Origin of the sequence: Sinorhizobium prairiense (assembly GCF_029201645.2) — a bacterium.
GTDB lineage: Bacteria > Pseudomonadota > Alphaproteobacteria > Rhizobiales > Rhizobiaceae > Sinorhizobium > Sinorhizobium meliloti_A.
Genome location: NZ_CP104131.1, coordinates 2,865,167 through 2,880,895, shown reverse-complemented (window position 1 = coordinate 2,880,895; position 15,729 = coordinate 2,865,167). Strand labels below are relative to the sequence as shown.

The following is a 15,729-nucleotide window of genomic DNA, read 5'->3' as shown; positions in this document are numbered from 1 at the left end:
CCGGTTGCGATAGCCTGGAGCATTTCAATGTTTCATAGAAACACTGAAATGCTCTAACCATTTGCTCTAACGCATTTCCGGACGGAAAACCGTTACACACTTTTCCTGGAAGTGCTCTAGCTCCTGTCCGTGTGGCCGAGATCGCGCTCGGGCTCGATCACGTCGCGAACGCGTTGCTTCAGCTCCTTGGGCCCGGGAAAGCCGCCGTCGCGCTTGCGTTCCCAGATCAACGCGCCATCGACGCGAATCTCGAAATTGCCGCCGGTCCCGGGGATGAGCGCCACTTCCCCAAGCGTGTCGGCGAAGGTCGACAGCAATTCCTGCGCCATCCATCCGGCGCGCAGCAGCCAGTTGCACTGCGTGCAATAGAGGATGGTGACGCGTGGCTTTTCGCTCATCTCGCATGTCCTGTTCACTTGGCTTCCGCGCCACAGCAAACATGGAGCAGCGTCGTCGCGCAAGCGCCGCAATCCATGCCTTCACGCATGTCTCACATAAATGTCAGCTTGAGCGGTCATGTTTTTGACGCTGAGCCCTTGTTTTCCAAAAGGCCTGAGGCAAGAGAAACCCCTGATTTGCAATGGATACGAAAGGGATTTCATGACCGATACCGCTGCCAACAATCGACCGCGCGCGATCCTGCCGGTGCTCGAAAAGATTTATCTGCCGCTCGATACTTTCGCCGAGACGTTGCTGCGCGTCGTGGCAGGCCTGCTGCTCGTCACCCACGGCTACGGCAAGATCCTCAATCCCTTCGGCGCGGCCGGCATGGTGGAGGGGCTTGGGTTCTATCCGGGCGTTTTCTGGTCGCCCCTGCTTTCGGCGACCGAGTTCTTCGGCGGCATCTTCATTGCCATCGGCTTCCTGACGCGGCCTGCTGCCTTCGCGGCGACGATCGTGCTGCTCGTCACCGTCTATTTCCACGGCATCGTCCAGGGGCAGGGCCTTGGCGGGGCGGAGAAGTCCATCCTCTGGGCGGCGATCACGCTCTTCTTTGCCGTTCGCGGCGCCAACAGCCAGTCCGTCGATGCCAAGCTCGGCCGCCAATTCTGATCTCACTCTTTGAATTGGAGCGCTTCCGGGCGACGACACATTTTGCCTGGAAGCGCTTTGAAAGCGGCCGGCTCGAGCCGGCCGCTTCGAGCAATTGCACCGGCGGCACGCTCAGCCCGCCTGCGGCATCACGCTGCGGATCGTCATACGGTGTACCTTGCCGGCCCTGTCGACCCAGTCGATCGACTGTCCGACGGAAAGGCCGATAAGCGCCGCTCCGATCGGCGTCAGTACGGAAATCTTGCCGGCTTCGATGTCGGCCTCCCCCGGATAGACGAGCCTCACTTCCTTCGCAAAACCGTTGTCGGCGTCAAAGGCGACGGTCGAGCCCATCTGCACGCTGTCTTTGGGCAGCTTGCCGGGCGCGGCAATTCGCGCGCGGTCGAGTTCGGAAAGCAGCGCCTCCGCGACTTCCGGGACACGGTCGAGCGCCGAGGAGGCGATCGCCGTCAGACGTGCATGGTCTTCGGCATTGATGACGATCGAGGGGAGCTTCTTGCGGGTTGTCTTGTCCGCCATGATGATACCTGTGCCTGGGCGCACCGCTCTGCTTGCGCCGAAAGTGAAATGTCGAGGATGATTTACGCTCGCCGCTCGGGGGTGGAGGCTTGGCCCTCCGCTCGCCGATGCGCAGGCCCCCTTACCCGGAGAGCGCACGCATCCGGGCCGGGGTCAGGTTCCTGCGATGGGGCAGACCCGGAAAGAACAGCGGAAATGGATCGCGAGCACTGGCATGGTCTGAAGGTCGGAAACTTCGCCAACGAAGTCAAGCCCGCGTCGCCACTTGAGACACCGCAGCGCCCGTGGCGATCATGGCGGATCGCGCAAGAAGATCGGAAGCCTTGAAACGCAAAGTCCGTGGCGGCGGCGCTTTTCGTCACGCGGCCCGCAGGTCGACGACGCGCGTTTCGCCTTGCTTCAGGCCGATGCGCATATTCTATGCGCGTCGACCTGATTGGAAATCACTCGTCGCTCATCTTCAGCGCGGCGATGAAGGCTTCCTGCGGGATTTCCACCTTGCCGAACTGGCGCATCCGCTTCTTGCCGGCCTTCTGCTTCTCCAGCAGCTTGCGCTTTCGGGTGGCGTCGCCGCCGTAGCACTTTGCGGTCACGTCCTTGCGCAGAGCCGAGATGGTTTCGCGGGCGATCACGTTGCCGCCGATGGCGGCCTGGATCGGGATCTTGAACATGTGCTTCGGGATCAGTTCCTTCAGCTTTTCGCACATTTCGCGGCCGCGCTTTTCCGCCGCCATCCGGTGCACCATCATCGACAGCGCGTCCACCGGCTCGCCGTTGACGAGGATCGACATCTTCACGAGGTTGCCTTCCTTGTGCTCGGTGATCTGGTAGTCGAAGGAGGCGTATCCCTTGGAGATCGACTTCAGCCGATCGTAGAAATCGAACACGACTTCGTTCAGCGGCAGGTCATAGGTGAGCATCGCGCGGGTGCCGACATAGGTCAGCTCGATCTGGATGCCGCGACGGTCCTGGCAGAGCTTCAGGATGCCGCCGAGATATTCGTCGGGCGTCAGGATCGTCGCGCGGATCCACGGCTCGTGGATTTCGGCGATCTTGACCACGTCCGGCATGTCGGCAGGGTTGTGAAGCTCGCGCTCCGTGCCATCGGTCATAAACAGCTTGTAGACCACCGAGGGTGCCGTCGCGATCAGATCGAGATCGAATTCGCGCTCCAGACGCTCCTGGATGATTTCGAGATGCAGGAGGCCGAGGAAGCCGCAGCGGAAACCGAAGCCGAGCGCTGCGGAGGATTCCATTTCGAAGGAGAAGGAGGCGTCGTTGAGGCGCAGCTTGCCCATGGCCGAGCGCAGGTCCTCGAAGTCGGCGGCGTCGACCGGGAAGAGGCCGCAGAACACGACCGGCTGGGCCGGCTTGAAGCCGGGCAGCGCCTTGGCCGTCGGCCGCTTGTCCTCGGTGATCGTATCGCCGACGCGGGTGTCCGCCACTTCCTTGATAGAAGCCGTGATGAACCCGATTTCGCCGGGGCCGAGCGCCTCCATGGCAACCATCTTCGGCGTCAGCACGCCGACGCGCTCCACCTGGTACTTCGCATCCGTCCCCATCATGCGGATGGTCATGCCCTTTTTCAGCGTTCCGTCGATGACGCGCACCAGAACCATGACGCCGAGATAAGCGTCGTACCAGCTGTCGACGAGCAGCGCCTTCAAGGGCGCGGCGTCGCCGCCCTCGCTCTTCGGGGCGGGCAGCCTATGGACGATCGCCTCCAGCACATCCGGAATGCCGAGACCGGTCTTGGCGGAGATCAGCACGGCGTCGGAGGCGTCGATGCCGATCACTTCCTCGATCTGCTCCTTGATCCGCTCCGGCTCGGCCGCAGGCAGGTCGATCTTGTTCAGAACGGTGACGAGCTCGTGATTGTTGTCGATCGCCTGGTAGACATTGGCGAGCGTCTGGGCTTCGACGCCCTGGCTGGCGTCGACGACGAGCAGCGAACCTTCGCAGGCTGAAAGCGAGCGCGAGACCTCGTAGGCGAAGTCGACGTGGCCGGGCGTGTCGATGAGGTTCAGCACATAGGTCTCGCCGTCGTTCGCCTTGTAGTGCAGGCGCACGGTCTGGGCCTTGATGGTGATGCCGCGCTCGCGCTCGATGTCCATGCTGTCCAGGACTTGCTCGGACATTTCTCGTTCGGCGAGGCCGCCGGTCGACTGGATCAGCCGGTCGGCAAGCGTCGATTTGCCGTGATCGATATGCGCCACGATCGAGAAGTTGCGGATATGCGACAGGGGCGTCTTGGAAGATGGTGTGCTCATGGGCCGCATATAGCAGCGCGATCAGGCGGCGCAAAGCGGGAAATGAAGGCTTCGTTCACTATAAATCCGGGCGTCTGACCGGCCGTTCCGCTCGCGCTTCCGTCTCGGCGAGTGCCGCGGCATTCGGCACCTGGGCGCTTTTGAATTCGAAGCTGTCGCAGTGCTCGGGCGGGACGCGTTCGCGAGAGCGGAGGCGAACGAGCACGAAAAGGGCGTAGAGGAGCGCCACCGTCATCGTCGCATAGATGAAGGTCCGTTGGCCGAAGGCCGGCGTCAGCAAGGTCACGAGCATCGGAACGAGGGTCGCCGCTGCCGACCAGGCGACCAGCATGGTGCTGGCGAGCGGCACGAAATCTGCCGGATCGGTGCGATCGTTGGCATGCGCATTGGCGATCGAATAAACCGTCTCGACCGCCCCCGCGAACATCGCGAAAACCAGCATGAGCAGGAGCAGGTTGTCGAAGGAGACGGCGAGCGCAGCGATGCCCGCCGCGATGACGAGCATACAGGTGGCGATGAGGACAATCCGGCGGTCGGTGCGGTCTGAAAGGGCGCCCATCGGATACTGGATGAAGAGCAGGCCGAACTGCATGACGAACATCAATGCCGCTACGTCTTTCTGACTGACGGAATTGGCGGCGGCATAGATCGGCGTAAAGCCCTGCACCAGCATGGAGAGGCCGCCGGATGCAAGCACGCCGATGAAGGCGACCGGAGAAATCCGCCAGACCATGGGAATGTCGATGCTGACCCGGGCAGGGGCGGGCGGCGTGGGCAGGCGCGTGAGGCCGATCGGCAGGATGGCGACCGCGGTGAAGAAGATCGTGACGATCGGGGCGAGATTGCCCTCGACCGGGATTTGCCCGAAGAGCCAGGCGCCGGCGCCGAGCCCGATGACGTAGGCCATGTAGAAGAGCGCCATCGCCCGGCCGCGCCAGTGGTTCTCGCTGGCATGGTTGAGCCAGCTCTGCGTGATGATGAAATTCATGTTGGCGGCAATGCCGTAGAGGCCGCGTGCGACGACCCAAAGCAGCGGGTGGACGCCGAGGCTGATCGTCAGCGCCGCGAGAATGACCAGCGCCATCGAGCAGGAAAAGGCGCGGGCGTGGCCGACGCGGCGAATGAGGGAGCCGCCCATGAGGCAGCCGATCAGCCCGCCGAAGGCAATCGCCGTCACGGCGGCTCCCGGGACCCAATCCGGCGCCGCCGAGCGCGTCAGCACGAAGGGCACATAGGCGAGCATCATGCCGTTGCCGACCGCGACCGATGTCATGGAGGCGACTATGCTCGCGATCGACAGCAGCGACGAAGGAGATCGATGCATCTGCCTGTCCTTCTGCCGATCGTATGAAGATGATCTAAATTATTGAAGTTGGATGTTTTTTAAGAATCGGCGCAGAGTCCGGACGATAAAGCAGGACGCGGACCGGCGCTGTCGTCAAAGCGGCATGCGTGAATTTATTTCTCGCTTCGATCATCTTGACTCCATTATATGAGAAATGCACTCTCAGATAATGGAAAAGGTACTCGCCCCTCTCGAAGAGACCATCGGCATGCGGCTTCGCGAGCTGCGCATGGCGGGGGATCTGACGCTTGACGACCTGGCCGGCCGCTCCGGCGTCAGCCGCGCCATGATCTCGCGCATCGAGCGCGGCGAGGCGAGCCCGACGGCGCAGCTTCTGGCGAAGCTATGCAGCGCGTTGGGCACGACGCTTTCGGCGCTTTTTGCTTCCGAGAGGAGCGAAGCCTCGCCCTTGGCGCGGCGCGCGGAGCAGCGGCTGTGGCGCGATCCAGAAAGCGGCTACCTGCGCCGTTCCGTTTCACCCGAAGGCGTCGGTTCGCCGGTCGACATCGTCGAGGTCGAGTTTCCGCCCGGCGCCCGCGTCGTCTTCGAGCGACAGCCGATGGACCGCGGCATCACCCAGCACCTCTGGCTTTTTTCCGGCCGCCTCGAACTGACGATGGAAGGCGGACGGCAGCTCTTGGAGCCGGGCGATTGCCTCTTCATGGGACTTGAAGAGGCCCACATTTTTACAATCCCCATGAGGAACCGGCGCATTACGCCGTCATCCTCTGCCGCAACAAGGTCTGACATGCCCGACGCCGATATACGCGTGCTCACCGCAGAAGAAACCCTGGCCGCCCTGCCGGCTCTGGCCGAAATCCTCTCCGATTGCGTCGAAGGCGGCGCTTCGGTCGGCTTCATGCATCCCTTTTCGCCGCACGCCGCCGTTCAATTCTGGGAGGGCGTCGCCGCCGCCGTCGGGCGCGGCGAAACGGTTCTCCTCGCGGCCGAAGTCGATGGCCGGATGGCGGGCACCGTGCAGCTCGGCGTCGGCACCATGCCGAACCAGCCGCATCGCGCCGATGTCAGGAAACTGCTCGTGCACCGCGACGCCCGCGGTCTCGGCCTGTCGCGTCGCCTGATGGACGCAGCCGAGGCGGAAGCCCTCAGGCGCGGCAGAAGAGTCCTGGTCCTCGACACGGCGACCGGAGAGCCGGCCGAAGCGATCTACGAGCGCTTCGGCTGGACGCGCGCCGGTGTCGTTCCCGACTACGCGCTGATGCCGGACGGCCGCTATTGCGCGACGACGTTCTTCTACAAGCACCTTGCCACATAGGGCGGCTCGGATGGACCCGTCCGGCTGCCGTCGCAATCACGAAACGAAGAAGTGCGAGAGCCCCTGGCCGGCGGCGAAAGCGGCATAGCCGAGAACTGCGAAATAGACGGTGGTCGCGAACAGGAAGAAATAGCCGCCGGCCACCATCAGCCCGTCGCGTTGGATGATGCCGAGCGACAGGAGCAGGATGGCGATGCCGGGCAGCGTGTTCGACAGCGGAATCAGCCCGAGCGGAAACATGAGAAGCACGCCGCCGGCCATGATCATCAACCCGTTGAAACGGTTCATCAGGGCGCCTTCGGTCAAAAAATTGACCCGCGGGCGCACATAGCGGTCGAGCTTCGAGACCAGTGCCGCACCTTTGCGGAGCGTCGGCACGAGCTTTTCCGTGTCGATCTCCCGATCGAGGATGCGCTTCGGCAGCCAGGGCATGCGGTTGAGGGTGATCGCGAGCGAAATGAGAATGATGGCCGCCCCGAAGACGGTGCTGACACCCGGAATGGAAACAGGGATCAGGAACGGCAGGGTCAGCAGCGCGCAAAGAAGGAGGAAGCCCTGCTCGCCGATCTCGATCATCAGCTCGCGCAGCGTGATCGTATTGCCTCTGATCGACGCGATCATGCCGGTGAGCGTGTCGCTGAGGCTGCGTTGCGAATCGCCGAACTCGACCGCCATGATTTTTTCCCTTCACGATTTGCGGGCGCTCCATGCGGCGTCCACGACTCGCATTCTTTACGCCGAACCGGGCCCGGCAGACCATAGCGCCAAGCGCGTGAACCTTCGGTTAGCGGGCCCTCTGGTCAGCAATATGGCGAGGTCCGGCAGAAATGGTGCACCGCAATACTCCCGATCGGGGAAAGTAGAAGGCCCCTTCATCTTCCTGCCGCAATCGATAGTATGAACCGATCCTGAGCACCAATGGGGACAATTGATTCGATGATCAAGAAATGCGCCATCCTGGCTGTCGTGGCCGTCTATCTTTCCGGATGCACCACCACCGATCCCTATACGGGAGAACAGAAGATGTCGAACACGGCCGGAGGCGCTTTGATCGGCGCGGGTCTCGGCGCTGCGACCGGTCTTCTGGTGGGCGGCAGCGCAGCGGGCCGGCGTGATGCCGCTCTTGTCGGCGCAGGCATCGGCGCTCTCGGCGGCGGCCTGGTCGGAAACTACATGGATCAGCAGGAATCGGAACTGCGGGCGCAGCTGCAGGGCACCGGCGTTTCGGTCACCCGCGCCGGCGACCGCATCATCCTGAACATGCCGTCGAACATCACCTTCGCGACCGACCGCGACCAGGTGATTCCGGCCTTCTACCCGACCCTCGACTCGGTTGCGATCGTGCTGCGCAAGTTCAACAAGACGCTGATCGACGTCGACGGTCACACCGACTCGACCGGCAGCGCCTCCTATAACCAGGGACTTTCGGAGCGGCGCGCGGCCTCGGTCGCCAACTATCTCGCCAGCCGCGGCGTCGACCAGCGCCGCATGTCGGCAGTGGGCTACGGCCTGGAGCGGCCGATTGCGTCGAACGCCACCGAGGTCGGCCGCGCCCAGAACCGCCGCGTCGAAATCTCGATCGCGCCGATCAAACAGGGCTGAACGGCTTCAGCGTTATGGGGAAGGGCCGCACGGATCGTCCGGGCGGCCTTTTCACGTTCCGATACGGCCTCACCCCTTCGGCGGATAGTCGTGCCTGTTCCCGCGGAAGTCGGTGACCGTGTAGCAGCCGCCGCCTTCCGCCTCGATCGCGCTTGCACTGACGATGGCCTTGCCGTAGCCGCCGGGGATGTCGAGGATGTAGGCGGGTTGGCAAAGGCCCGAGACGCGTCCACGCAGCGAGGCGACGAGCGCCTGGCCCTCCTCGATGGACAGCCGGAAATGGCCGGTGCCGGGCGCAAGATCCGGATGGTGCAGGTAATAGGGCTTGATCCGCGTCTCGACGAAGGCGCGCATCAGCGCGGCGAGCACGTCCGGGTCGTCGTTGACGCCCTTCAGCAGCACCGACTGGCTCACCATGACGATGCCCGCATCGATCAGCCGCGCGGCGGCGGCGCGCGCCTCGGCGGTGAGTTCCCGCGGATGGTTGGCATGAAGCGCCACATAGGTCGCCTTGCCGCTGCTCCTCAAGGCGGCGATCAGCCCCGCATCCACCCGTTCGGGCTCGACCACCGGCACGCGCGTGTGGAAGCGCACGACCTTGACGTGCTCGATTTCTGCGAGCCGCACCATGATTTCGCCAAGCCGCCGGGGCGAGAGCACCAGCGGATCGCCGCCGGTCAGGATCACCTCCCAGATTTCCGGGCGCCCGGCGATATAGGCGAGCGCCGCATCGAGTTCCGCGGGCGTGAGCGTGCCGAGACCCTCGGGGCCGACCATCTCGCGGCGGAAGCAGAAGCGGCAGTAGACCGGGCAGACATGAACCGCCTTCAGGAGCACCCGGTCCGGATAACGGTGGACGATGCCGGCAACCGGGCTGTGCGTGCCGTCGCCGATCGGATCGGCACGCTCTTCCGGCATGAGCGTGAGTTCGGCCATGTCGGGCACGAACTGCCGCGCAATCGGGTCGTTCGGATCGTCCCGGTTCACAAGGCGCGCGATTGCCGGGCTGATGGCTACGGCGTAGCGGGACGCGACACGGGAAATCGCCTCTTCCTGCTCTGGCCCAACGAGACCGGCGTCGGCGAGCTCACGCGCTGTTCTGATGGCGCGTTCCGCGGTCATGGCCTGGCCTCCGCGACCGGGGCCCAAAGAACCTGGTCGATGCGGGATGCGCCCGTTGCCAGCATGACCAGACGGTCGAAGCCGAGCGCGATGCCGCTCGCCTCGGGCATGCCGGCGAGCGCCGCGAGGAAATCCTCGTCGATCGGGTAGGTCTCGCCGTAGACCCGCGCCTTTTCCGCCATTTCCAGCTCGAACCGGCGGCGCTGCTCGGCGGCATCGGTCAATTCACCGAAGGCATTTGCGAGTTCGACGCCGCAGGCATAGAGCTCGAAACGCTCTGCCACGCGAGGGTCGCCGGCTGCGGGCCGGGCAAGTGCTGCCTCGGCGACCGGATATTCGTCGAGAATCGTGGCGCGCCCGAAGCCGAGATTGGGCTCGACCCTTTCGACGAGCACGCGGCTGAAGAGATCGGCCCAGCTATCGTCTCCGGCGACACGCAGGCCCACCTCGCGCATGGCCGCCGCGAGGCTGTCGCGGTCGGTGGAGCCGTCTTCCCGGATCGAGGCGAGAAGGTCGATCCCCGCGAAGCGCGCGAAGGCCTCGGCGACCGAGAGCCGCTCCGGCTCGGCGAAAGGATCGCACGCTCTTCCCTGATAGACGAGGGACCGCGCGGCGACTGTCTCGGCGGCGAGCGCGAGAATTCCGGCGCAGTCATTCATCAGCGTCTCGTAGCTCTCCTCGGCGCGGTACCATTCGAGCATGGTGAATTCCGGATGATGCAGCGGGCCGCGCTCGCGGTTGCGGTAGACATGGGCGAAACAGGCGATGCGCCGTTCGCCGGCGGCAATGAGCTTCTTGCAGGCGAATTCGGGAGAGGTGTGGAGATAGAGCGGCTGGACGGAGCCGTCGAGCCCAAGCGCCTGGGTCGCAAAGGCATGCAGATGCGCCTCGTTGCCCGGCGATACCTGCAGCGCTGCCGTGTCGACCTCGACGAAACCGCGTTCGTCGAAGAACCGGCGGAGCGTCGACTGGATGCGATTGCGCCCGATCAGGAAGGGGCGCCGGTCGGCATGGACATCGGGTGTCCACCAGGGAGAAGCATGCGGCATGGTCGGTTCGGTCCAGGCTTTCTTCCGCGCGAATGCCCGCTCAGGCTGGCTATTTGCGCGAAATTAGGGTAGTGGCGGCGCGAAAACTGAATTTTCGCGTCCCTTCCGGGCCGATCTCCGGCCCGCTCGTGTCGCTGATACCTCTGTTACAAGGAAGACTAATGGTCAAGGTCATCGCTTCTTCGGTCCGCAAGGGCAACGTTCTCGACGTCGACGGCAAGCTTTATGTCGTGCTCACCGCGCAGAACTTCCATCCGGGCAAGGGTACGCCGGTCACGCAGGTCGACATGCGCCGCATCTCCGACGGCGTGAAGGTCTCCGAGCGCTACCGCACGACCGAGCAGGTCGAGCGCGCCTTCGTCGAAGACCGCGAGCACACCTTCCTTTATGAAGATGGCGAAGGCTTCCACTTCATGAACCCGGAAAGCTACGACCAGCTCGTCATGAGCTCCGAAGACATCGGCGACTTGAAGGCCTATCTTCAGGAAGGCATGGCCGTGATGCTGTCGATCCACGAAGGCATTGCCATCGCCATCGACCTGCCGCGCCACGTCACTCTCGAAATCACCGAGACGGAGCCGGTCGTCAAGGGCCAGACGGCCTCCTCCTCCTACAAGCCCGCCGTGCTTTCGAACGGGGTTCGTACCCTGGTGCCGCCGCACATCCAGGCCGGCACCCCCGTCGTCATTGCGACGGAAGACGGGTCCTATGTCGAGCGCGCCAAGGACTGATCTGTCCTGACGGAGATCGAAACGGGGACGGTAGTCAATGACTGCCGTCCCCGTTCTCGTTTCACCGTTCGCTTGAAGCGGCGAAACGCTCGAAGCCTGTGAAACCGAGCGCTTCCGCACGGAAAACCGTTACACATTTTTTCTGGAAGTGCTTAGGATGCCGCCCTCCGGATCGGGATGAGAGGCGCGGCACTGCATGTTTCCATTATCGCATATGATGAAGTCGTTCATTCGCAAGGGGACGCTCACGGTAATCGATGCCGACGGCAAGCGGCACGTCTTTGCCGGCGAGCCGGGGCCGAGCGTGACGATGCGGCTCACCGACAAGCGGCTCTATCGCAGCCTCGTCTTCAATGCCGAGCTCGCCGCCGGCGAAGCCTATATGAACGGGACCATGCGGTTCGAGGAAGGCTCGACGCTGCGGGACTTCCTGACGCTCTTTTCGATCAACCGCCTGTCACTCGGCTCCTATCCTATTCAGAAGCTGCTACGGGCGGTGAAGATGCGCTTTCGCAAGCGCCAGCAGGCCAACCCCAAGGGCAAGGCGCAGCAGAACGTCGCGCATCATTACGATCTCGGCAATGATTTCTACAAGCTCTTCCTCGACGAAAACATGCTCTATTCCTGCGCCTATTTCCGCGAGCCGCGCGAGACTTTAGAGGCTGCGCAACGAAATAAGCTGAGGCTGCTTGCGGCAAAGCTCTGTCTGAAGCCGGGCATGAGGGTACTCGACATCGGCTGCGGCTGGGGAGATCTCGCCCTCTATCTCGCCTCGCTCGAAGACGTCGAGGTGCTGGGTGTGACCCTTTCCAAGGAACAGCAGGCGCTCGCCTCCGAGCGGGCACGTGCGGCTGGAATGGCGGACCGCGTGCGCTTCGAACTCAAGGACTACCGCGACGTCGAGGGGCCGTTCGACCGGATCGTTTCGGTCGGCATGTTCGAGCATGTCGGCGTCCATCACTATGACGAGTTCTTCAAGAAACTGAATGCGTTGATGCCGGATGACGGGCTGGCCGTGCTCCATTCGATCGGCCATATGAGCCCGCCCGGCATGGCGAGCGCCTGGCTCCGCAAATACATCTTCCCCGGCGCCTATTCCCCGGCATTGTCGGAGGTCTTCGAGGTGGTCGAACGCAACAGCCTTTGGGTGACCGATCTCGAATTCCTGCGCGTGCATTATGCTACGACGCTCGCCCATTGGGGCGCGCGTTTCGACGAGAATCGCGACAAGGTGGTGGCGATGTACGACGAGCGCTTCGCCCGCATGTGGGAGTTCTACCTGATCAGCGCGGAAATGATGTTCCGCACCGGCAGCCAGCTCGTCTTCCATATGCAGCTGTCGCGATCACGCGACGCGGCGCCGATCGTTCGTGATTACATCACCGATCTGCAGCGCACCTATATCGAGAAGGAAAAGGCGCTCGATCTGGCGGTCTGACTCAATCTCAGGGTTGCCCCTTCCAATCCCTCCCCCAAGGGGAGGGGGCGAGTGCGCGCCGCGAAGATGGACGCGTTGCCGCCGATCCACCGCCTTGACGCCTCACGCATCGGCGCTTATTTAGAATTATTCTAAAGAAGGTCTTGCGATGCTCTCCCGGCTTTTCTCCCGTTACAAACGTCCGTTCCTGTCCTTGAGCGAACAGGAAATCCTTGCCCTCGCCATATCCTCGGAAGAGGACGATGGACGCATCTATCTCGCCTATGCCGACGCTCTGCGCCAAAAATATCCCCATTCCGCAAGGGTCTTCGAGGAAATGGCGGAGGAGGAGAGCCACCACCGCCAGGCCTTGATCGACCTGCACGTCGCCCGTTTCGGCAACCGCATCCCGCTCGTTCGGCGCGAACACGTGCGCGATTTTCCGGAGCGCAAGCCCGATTGGCTGATCGCCGAGATGCCGATCGAGAAGGCGCGCGCCGAAGCCGAGGCGATGGAGGAGGCGGCGCACCGGTTTTACGTCGAGGCTGCGGCGCGCACGCGGGACGCGGCGACGCGCAAGCTCTTGGGCGATCTGGCGATTGCCGAGAAGTCGCATGAATCGCTCGCCCGCCGGCTCGGTGAGGAGCATACGCCGGTGGACGTGCGCGACGAGGAAGATGAGACCTCACGCCGCCAGTTCATACTCACCTACGTGCAGCCGGGCCTCGCGGGACTGATGGATGGCTCCGTTTCGACGCTCGCGCCGATCTTCGCCGCAGCCTTCGCCACGCAGGATACGTGGCAGACCTTTCTCGTCGGTCTGTCGGCCTCCGTCGGCGCAGGCATATCGATGGGTTTCACCGAGGCGGCGCATGATGACGGCAAGCTTTCCGGCCGCGGCTCGCCGGTCAAGCGCGGGCTTGCCTCGGGCATCATGACGGCACTCGGCGGTCTCGGCCACGCTCTGCCCTATCTCATTCCGCATTTCTGGACCGCGACAATGACGGCAGCGGCAATCGTCTTCTTCGAACTATGGGCAATCGCCTTCATCCAGAATCGCTACATGGAAACGCCCTTCCTGAGGGCCGCCTTCCAGGTGGTGCTCGGTGGCGGCCTGGTTCTTGCCGCCGGCATCGTCATCGGGAATGCTTAGAGCATTTCAATGTTTCGTAGAAACACTGAAGCGCTCTATCATTTGAACCAACGCACTTCCGGACGGAGAACCGTTAGACACTTTTCCCGGAAGTGCTCTAGATCGTGCTCGTTAGAGCGAGCAGTGGCACCGCGCCTGCGGTGCGGGGATGAGCTCTTTCAGCCCAAGGACATGGTCTGGCTGGTTTATTGTGACGAGCACAGGAGGGAGGAGTTTTGGGGACGCGTACGCGTTACCACGACGCCCGCTTTGGGTATCCGAGCGATTTCACCGACACGCAAAAAAAGGCCGCAGGACGCGGCCTTCTTGAAAGGAACCGTTCGACGGGATCAGTTTCCAACGGAACCGACGAGCACTTCCCCGCCATTGTCGATGGTGACCCAACGGCCGCTGTGGGTCGTCGCCTGCCGCTTGAGGAAGCGGTAGGGCGTGTGCGTCCACAGCTTCACCCCATCGTCGAGATTGTCGAGAACGAAGTCGCCCTGCGCTGTGCGTACCGTCAGCACCGCATGGCCCTCGCCATCCGGCTTGCGCACCACCGTCATCAACAGGTTGCCGGCGGAGAAGCCCTTCTGCATGAGGCGTCTGCGCTTTTCGAGCGCGAAGTCCTCGCAATCGCCCTGTCTCCCCGGATAGGACCACACCTCGTCCCGGCCGGTAAGCTCGATGTCTGTTACCGGCGCGATCTGCCGGTTGACGGAAGCGTTGACCTGGCGAATGGCTGCCCAGCCGCCGGCGGTGACACGCGGCGGCACCGTCGCCTTCGAACGGACGCTGCACTCGCCCCTGTGCTTCTGACAGAACTCGTAATGCCCGATCGGCTGCGAGGTCACCGCGCCGGTCTGCATCCAGGGAGTAGCTCCCGCCTGTGCGGGAATTGCCGTGTTCGTGGAGATGAAAAGCGCACACAGCGCCGCGAAACTTGCCTTAACCCCGGTCCAAGACTGCATACAGATCCCCTGCAACGCGCCCGCATCCGTACCTTCCGGATCGATCCGCGCAATCAAAAGTTGTCGACAGCTTTATTAGGAATTTCCCCTGCGCTGCTCTAATCGTTAATAAAGAGTTAATATACTCCGCTTGTCGGAGTCAATCGCCTGTTTCGGACTAGTCCGTTTTATGGTTAAGGCTCGCGGCAGACGGACACAGAAGCCCGCCAGCGCAGGGGTTTGGCTGTGCCTTGCGAAGCAATTTCAGGAAATTTTGATTAGGCCGGATGGACTAGTCGTGCGCTCAGGCCTTGGTCAGCATGGCGTCGATCGCCTGTTTCAATTTGGCAATGTCCTCCTCGCGGGACAACCGGTGGTCGCCATCGCGGATCAGGGTCATGACGACGTCGTCAGCCGGCATGTGCTCCATCAGCTTGAGGGCATGCGTGTAGGGGACGTCCGGATCGCGCATGCCCTGGAGAATGTGCACCGGGCAGCCGGTTTCGATCGGCCCTTTCATGACGAGGTTGTTGCGGCCATCCTCGATCAGCGCGCGGGTGAAAACATTGGGTTCGGGGCTGTATTCCGATGGCTCTTCGAAATAACCCCGTTCGGCGAGCGAGGTCCTTTCGGCATCGGTAAGATTGGGCTCGATGAGCTCGGCGGTGAAGTCGGGGGCCGGGGCGATCAGCACGAGGCCGCAGAGGCGGCCGACCCCACCTTCCCCGAGGCGGGCGCGGCTTTTGAGCTTCTCGGCAAGGCGCAGCGCGACCCAGGCACCCATGGAGGAACCGATCAGGATCATGCGCGCCGTCGCGGCGTGATCGATCACGGCGAGACTCTCCTCGACCCAGCGCGAGATCGTACCGTCCCTGTAGTCGCCGTCCGACGCGCCATGGCCCGAATAGTCGAAGCGAATGCAGTCGGTGCCGGCCTCGCGCGCGTGCCGCTCGACCTCCACCGCCTTCGTTCCGGTCATGTCGGATCGGTAGCCGCCGAGCCAGACGAGCGCCGGATGGCCTGGATGCTGCCGGTCTTTCAATTGGACATCCGACGGATTTCCGGCGCGGAAGATACGCATGGCGATGCTTCTGGCCGCATCTCCCGTTCCCACTTCGATCCGCGTGATCTCGGTTTCAGCCGGCGTGGTCGACATCGAGTAACTCCCTGAAGGCCTGATAATGACGGATTTCCTTCTAAAACAGATTCTTTCGGGCATCGACAGAGGATGATTTTCATTGCGGGCCATGCTATTGACTCTGG

At 63.0% G+C, this 15,729-nt stretch carries 15 protein-coding genes and 1 pseudogene; 7 read left to right on the top strand and 9 right to left on the bottom strand.

The window, feature by feature from the left end; all coding sequences use genetic code 11:
- Nucleotides 1-116: 116 nt before the first annotated feature.
- Nucleotides 117-398, bottom strand: coding sequence for an Rdx family protein (locus tag N0Q91_RS16635; protein ID WP_275596964.1), 282 nt, complete (start codon nt 396-398; stop codon nt 117-119).
- Nucleotides 399-600: 202 nt separating this feature from the next.
- Between N0Q91_RS16635 and N0Q91_RS16630 the strand changes: the two genes are divergently transcribed.
- Nucleotides 601-1,053 (top strand): DoxX family protein, encoded by a 453-nt coding sequence (locus N0Q91_RS16630; protein ID WP_275596963.1) that lies wholly within the window; start codon nt 601-603, stop codon nt 1,051-1,053.
- A 111-nt stretch (nt 1,054-1,164) separates the two neighbouring features.
- Here the strand turns inward: N0Q91_RS16630 and rnk are convergent, their stop codons facing one another.
- The 3 genes from rnk to N0Q91_RS16615 all read right to left on the bottom strand — a co-directional run bounded on the left by rnk (nt 1,165) and on the right by N0Q91_RS16615 (nt 5,166).
- The gene (gene rnk / locus N0Q91_RS16625; protein ID WP_018093881.1) at nt 1,165-1,572 is read right to left on the bottom strand and encodes a nucleoside diphosphate kinase regulator; all 408 of its coding nucleotides are present in this window, start codon (nt 1,570-1,572) and stop codon (nt 1,165-1,167) included.
- A 443-nt stretch (nt 1,573-2,015) separates the two neighbouring features.
- Nucleotides 2,016-3,851: a translation elongation factor 4 gene (gene lepA / locus N0Q91_RS16620; protein WP_275596962.1), complete on the bottom strand. Its 1,836-nt coding sequence runs from the start codon at nt 3,849-3,851 to the stop codon at nt 2,016-2,018.
- Nucleotides 3,852-3,900: 49 nt separating this feature from the next.
- Entirely contained in the window at nt 3,901-5,166 is a 1,266-nt protein-coding gene (locus tag N0Q91_RS16615) for an MFS transporter (RefSeq protein WP_275596961.1), read from the bottom strand.
- A gap of 190 nt (nt 5,167-5,356) precedes the next feature.
- Between N0Q91_RS16615 and N0Q91_RS16610 the strand changes: the two are divergent.
- Together N0Q91_RS16610 and N0Q91_RS16605 are read left to right on the top strand one after the other, a co-directional pair.
- A pseudogene (locus N0Q91_RS16610) lies at nt 5,357-5,934 on the top strand (helix-turn-helix domain-containing protein).
- A 1-nt stretch (nt 5,935) separates the two neighbouring features.
- A complete protein-coding gene (locus N0Q91_RS16605) occupies nt 5,936-6,463 on the top strand; it encodes a GNAT family N-acetyltransferase (protein ID WP_100669846.1) in 528 nt (175 codons plus the stop codon).
- A gap of 36 nt (nt 6,464-6,499) precedes the next feature.
- Here N0Q91_RS16605 and N0Q91_RS16600 read toward each other — a convergent pair whose 3' ends face one another.
- The gene (locus tag N0Q91_RS16600) at nt 6,500-7,138 is read right to left on the bottom strand and encodes an exopolysaccharide biosynthesis protein (protein WP_100669845.1); all 639 of its coding nucleotides are present in this window, start codon (nt 7,136-7,138) and stop codon (nt 6,500-6,502) included.
- Nucleotides 7,139-7,399: 261 nt separating this feature from the next.
- Here N0Q91_RS16600 and N0Q91_RS16595 point away from each other — a divergent pair, with 261 nt between their 5' ends.
- Nucleotides 7,400-8,065, top strand: coding sequence for a YiaD family glycine zipper/OmpA-like lipoprotein (locus tag N0Q91_RS16595; protein WP_033047230.1), 666 nt, complete (start codon nt 7,400-7,402; stop codon nt 8,063-8,065).
- 69 nt (nt 8,066-8,134) lie between these two features.
- Here N0Q91_RS16595 and N0Q91_RS16590 read toward each other — a convergent pair whose 3' ends face one another.
- Both N0Q91_RS16590 and epmA read right to left on the bottom strand, forming a co-directional pair.
- Nucleotides 8,135-9,187 (bottom strand): lysine-2,3-aminomutase-like protein, encoded by a 1,053-nt coding sequence (locus tag N0Q91_RS16590; protein WP_275596960.1) that lies wholly within the window; start codon nt 9,185-9,187, stop codon nt 8,135-8,137.
- Nucleotides 9,184-10,236, bottom strand: a complete 1,053-nt coding sequence (gene epmA, locus N0Q91_RS16585; RefSeq protein WP_275596959.1) for an EF-P lysine aminoacylase EpmA — start codon at nt 10,234-10,236, stop codon at nt 9,184-9,186. The genes N0Q91_RS16590 and epmA overlap by 4 nt, the downstream gene beginning before the upstream one ends.
- Before the next feature lie 161 nt (nt 10,237-10,397).
- Between epmA and efp the strand changes: the two genes are divergently transcribed.
- The 3 genes from efp to mbfA all read left to right on the top strand — a co-directional run bounded on the left by efp (nt 10,398) and on the right by mbfA (nt 13,537).
- Nucleotides 10,398-10,967 carry an elongation factor P gene (gene efp, locus N0Q91_RS16580; protein WP_275596958.1) on the top strand — a complete coding sequence of 190 codons (570 nt, stop codon included), beginning with the start codon at nt 10,398-10,400 and terminating at the stop codon, nt 10,965-10,967.
- Nucleotides 10,968-11,163: 196 nt separating this feature from the next.
- The gene (gene cfa1 / locus N0Q91_RS16575) at nt 11,164-12,405 is read left to right on the top strand and encodes a cyclopropane-fatty-acyl-phospholipid synthase (RefSeq protein ID WP_275596957.1); all 1,242 of its coding nucleotides are present in this window, start codon (nt 11,164-11,166) and stop codon (nt 12,403-12,405) included.
- Nucleotides 12,406-12,553: 148 nt separating this feature from the next.
- The gene (mbfA, locus tag N0Q91_RS16570) at nt 12,554-13,537 is read left to right on the top strand and encodes an iron exporter MbfA (protein ID WP_018093892.1); all 984 of its coding nucleotides are present in this window, start codon (nt 12,554-12,556) and stop codon (nt 13,535-13,537) included.
- A 329-nt stretch (nt 13,538-13,866) separates the two neighbouring features.
- Here the strand turns inward: mbfA and N0Q91_RS16565 are convergent, their stop codons facing one another.
- Entirely contained in the window at nt 13,867-14,487 is a 621-nt protein-coding gene (locus N0Q91_RS16565; protein WP_026168499.1) for a transglutaminase-like cysteine peptidase, read from the bottom strand.
- A gap of 283 nt (nt 14,488-14,770) precedes the next feature.
- Entirely contained in the window at nt 14,771-15,622 is an 852-nt protein-coding gene (locus tag N0Q91_RS16560; RefSeq protein ID WP_100669842.1) for an alpha/beta hydrolase, read from the bottom strand.
- Nucleotides 15,623-15,729 lie beyond the last annotated feature (107 nt).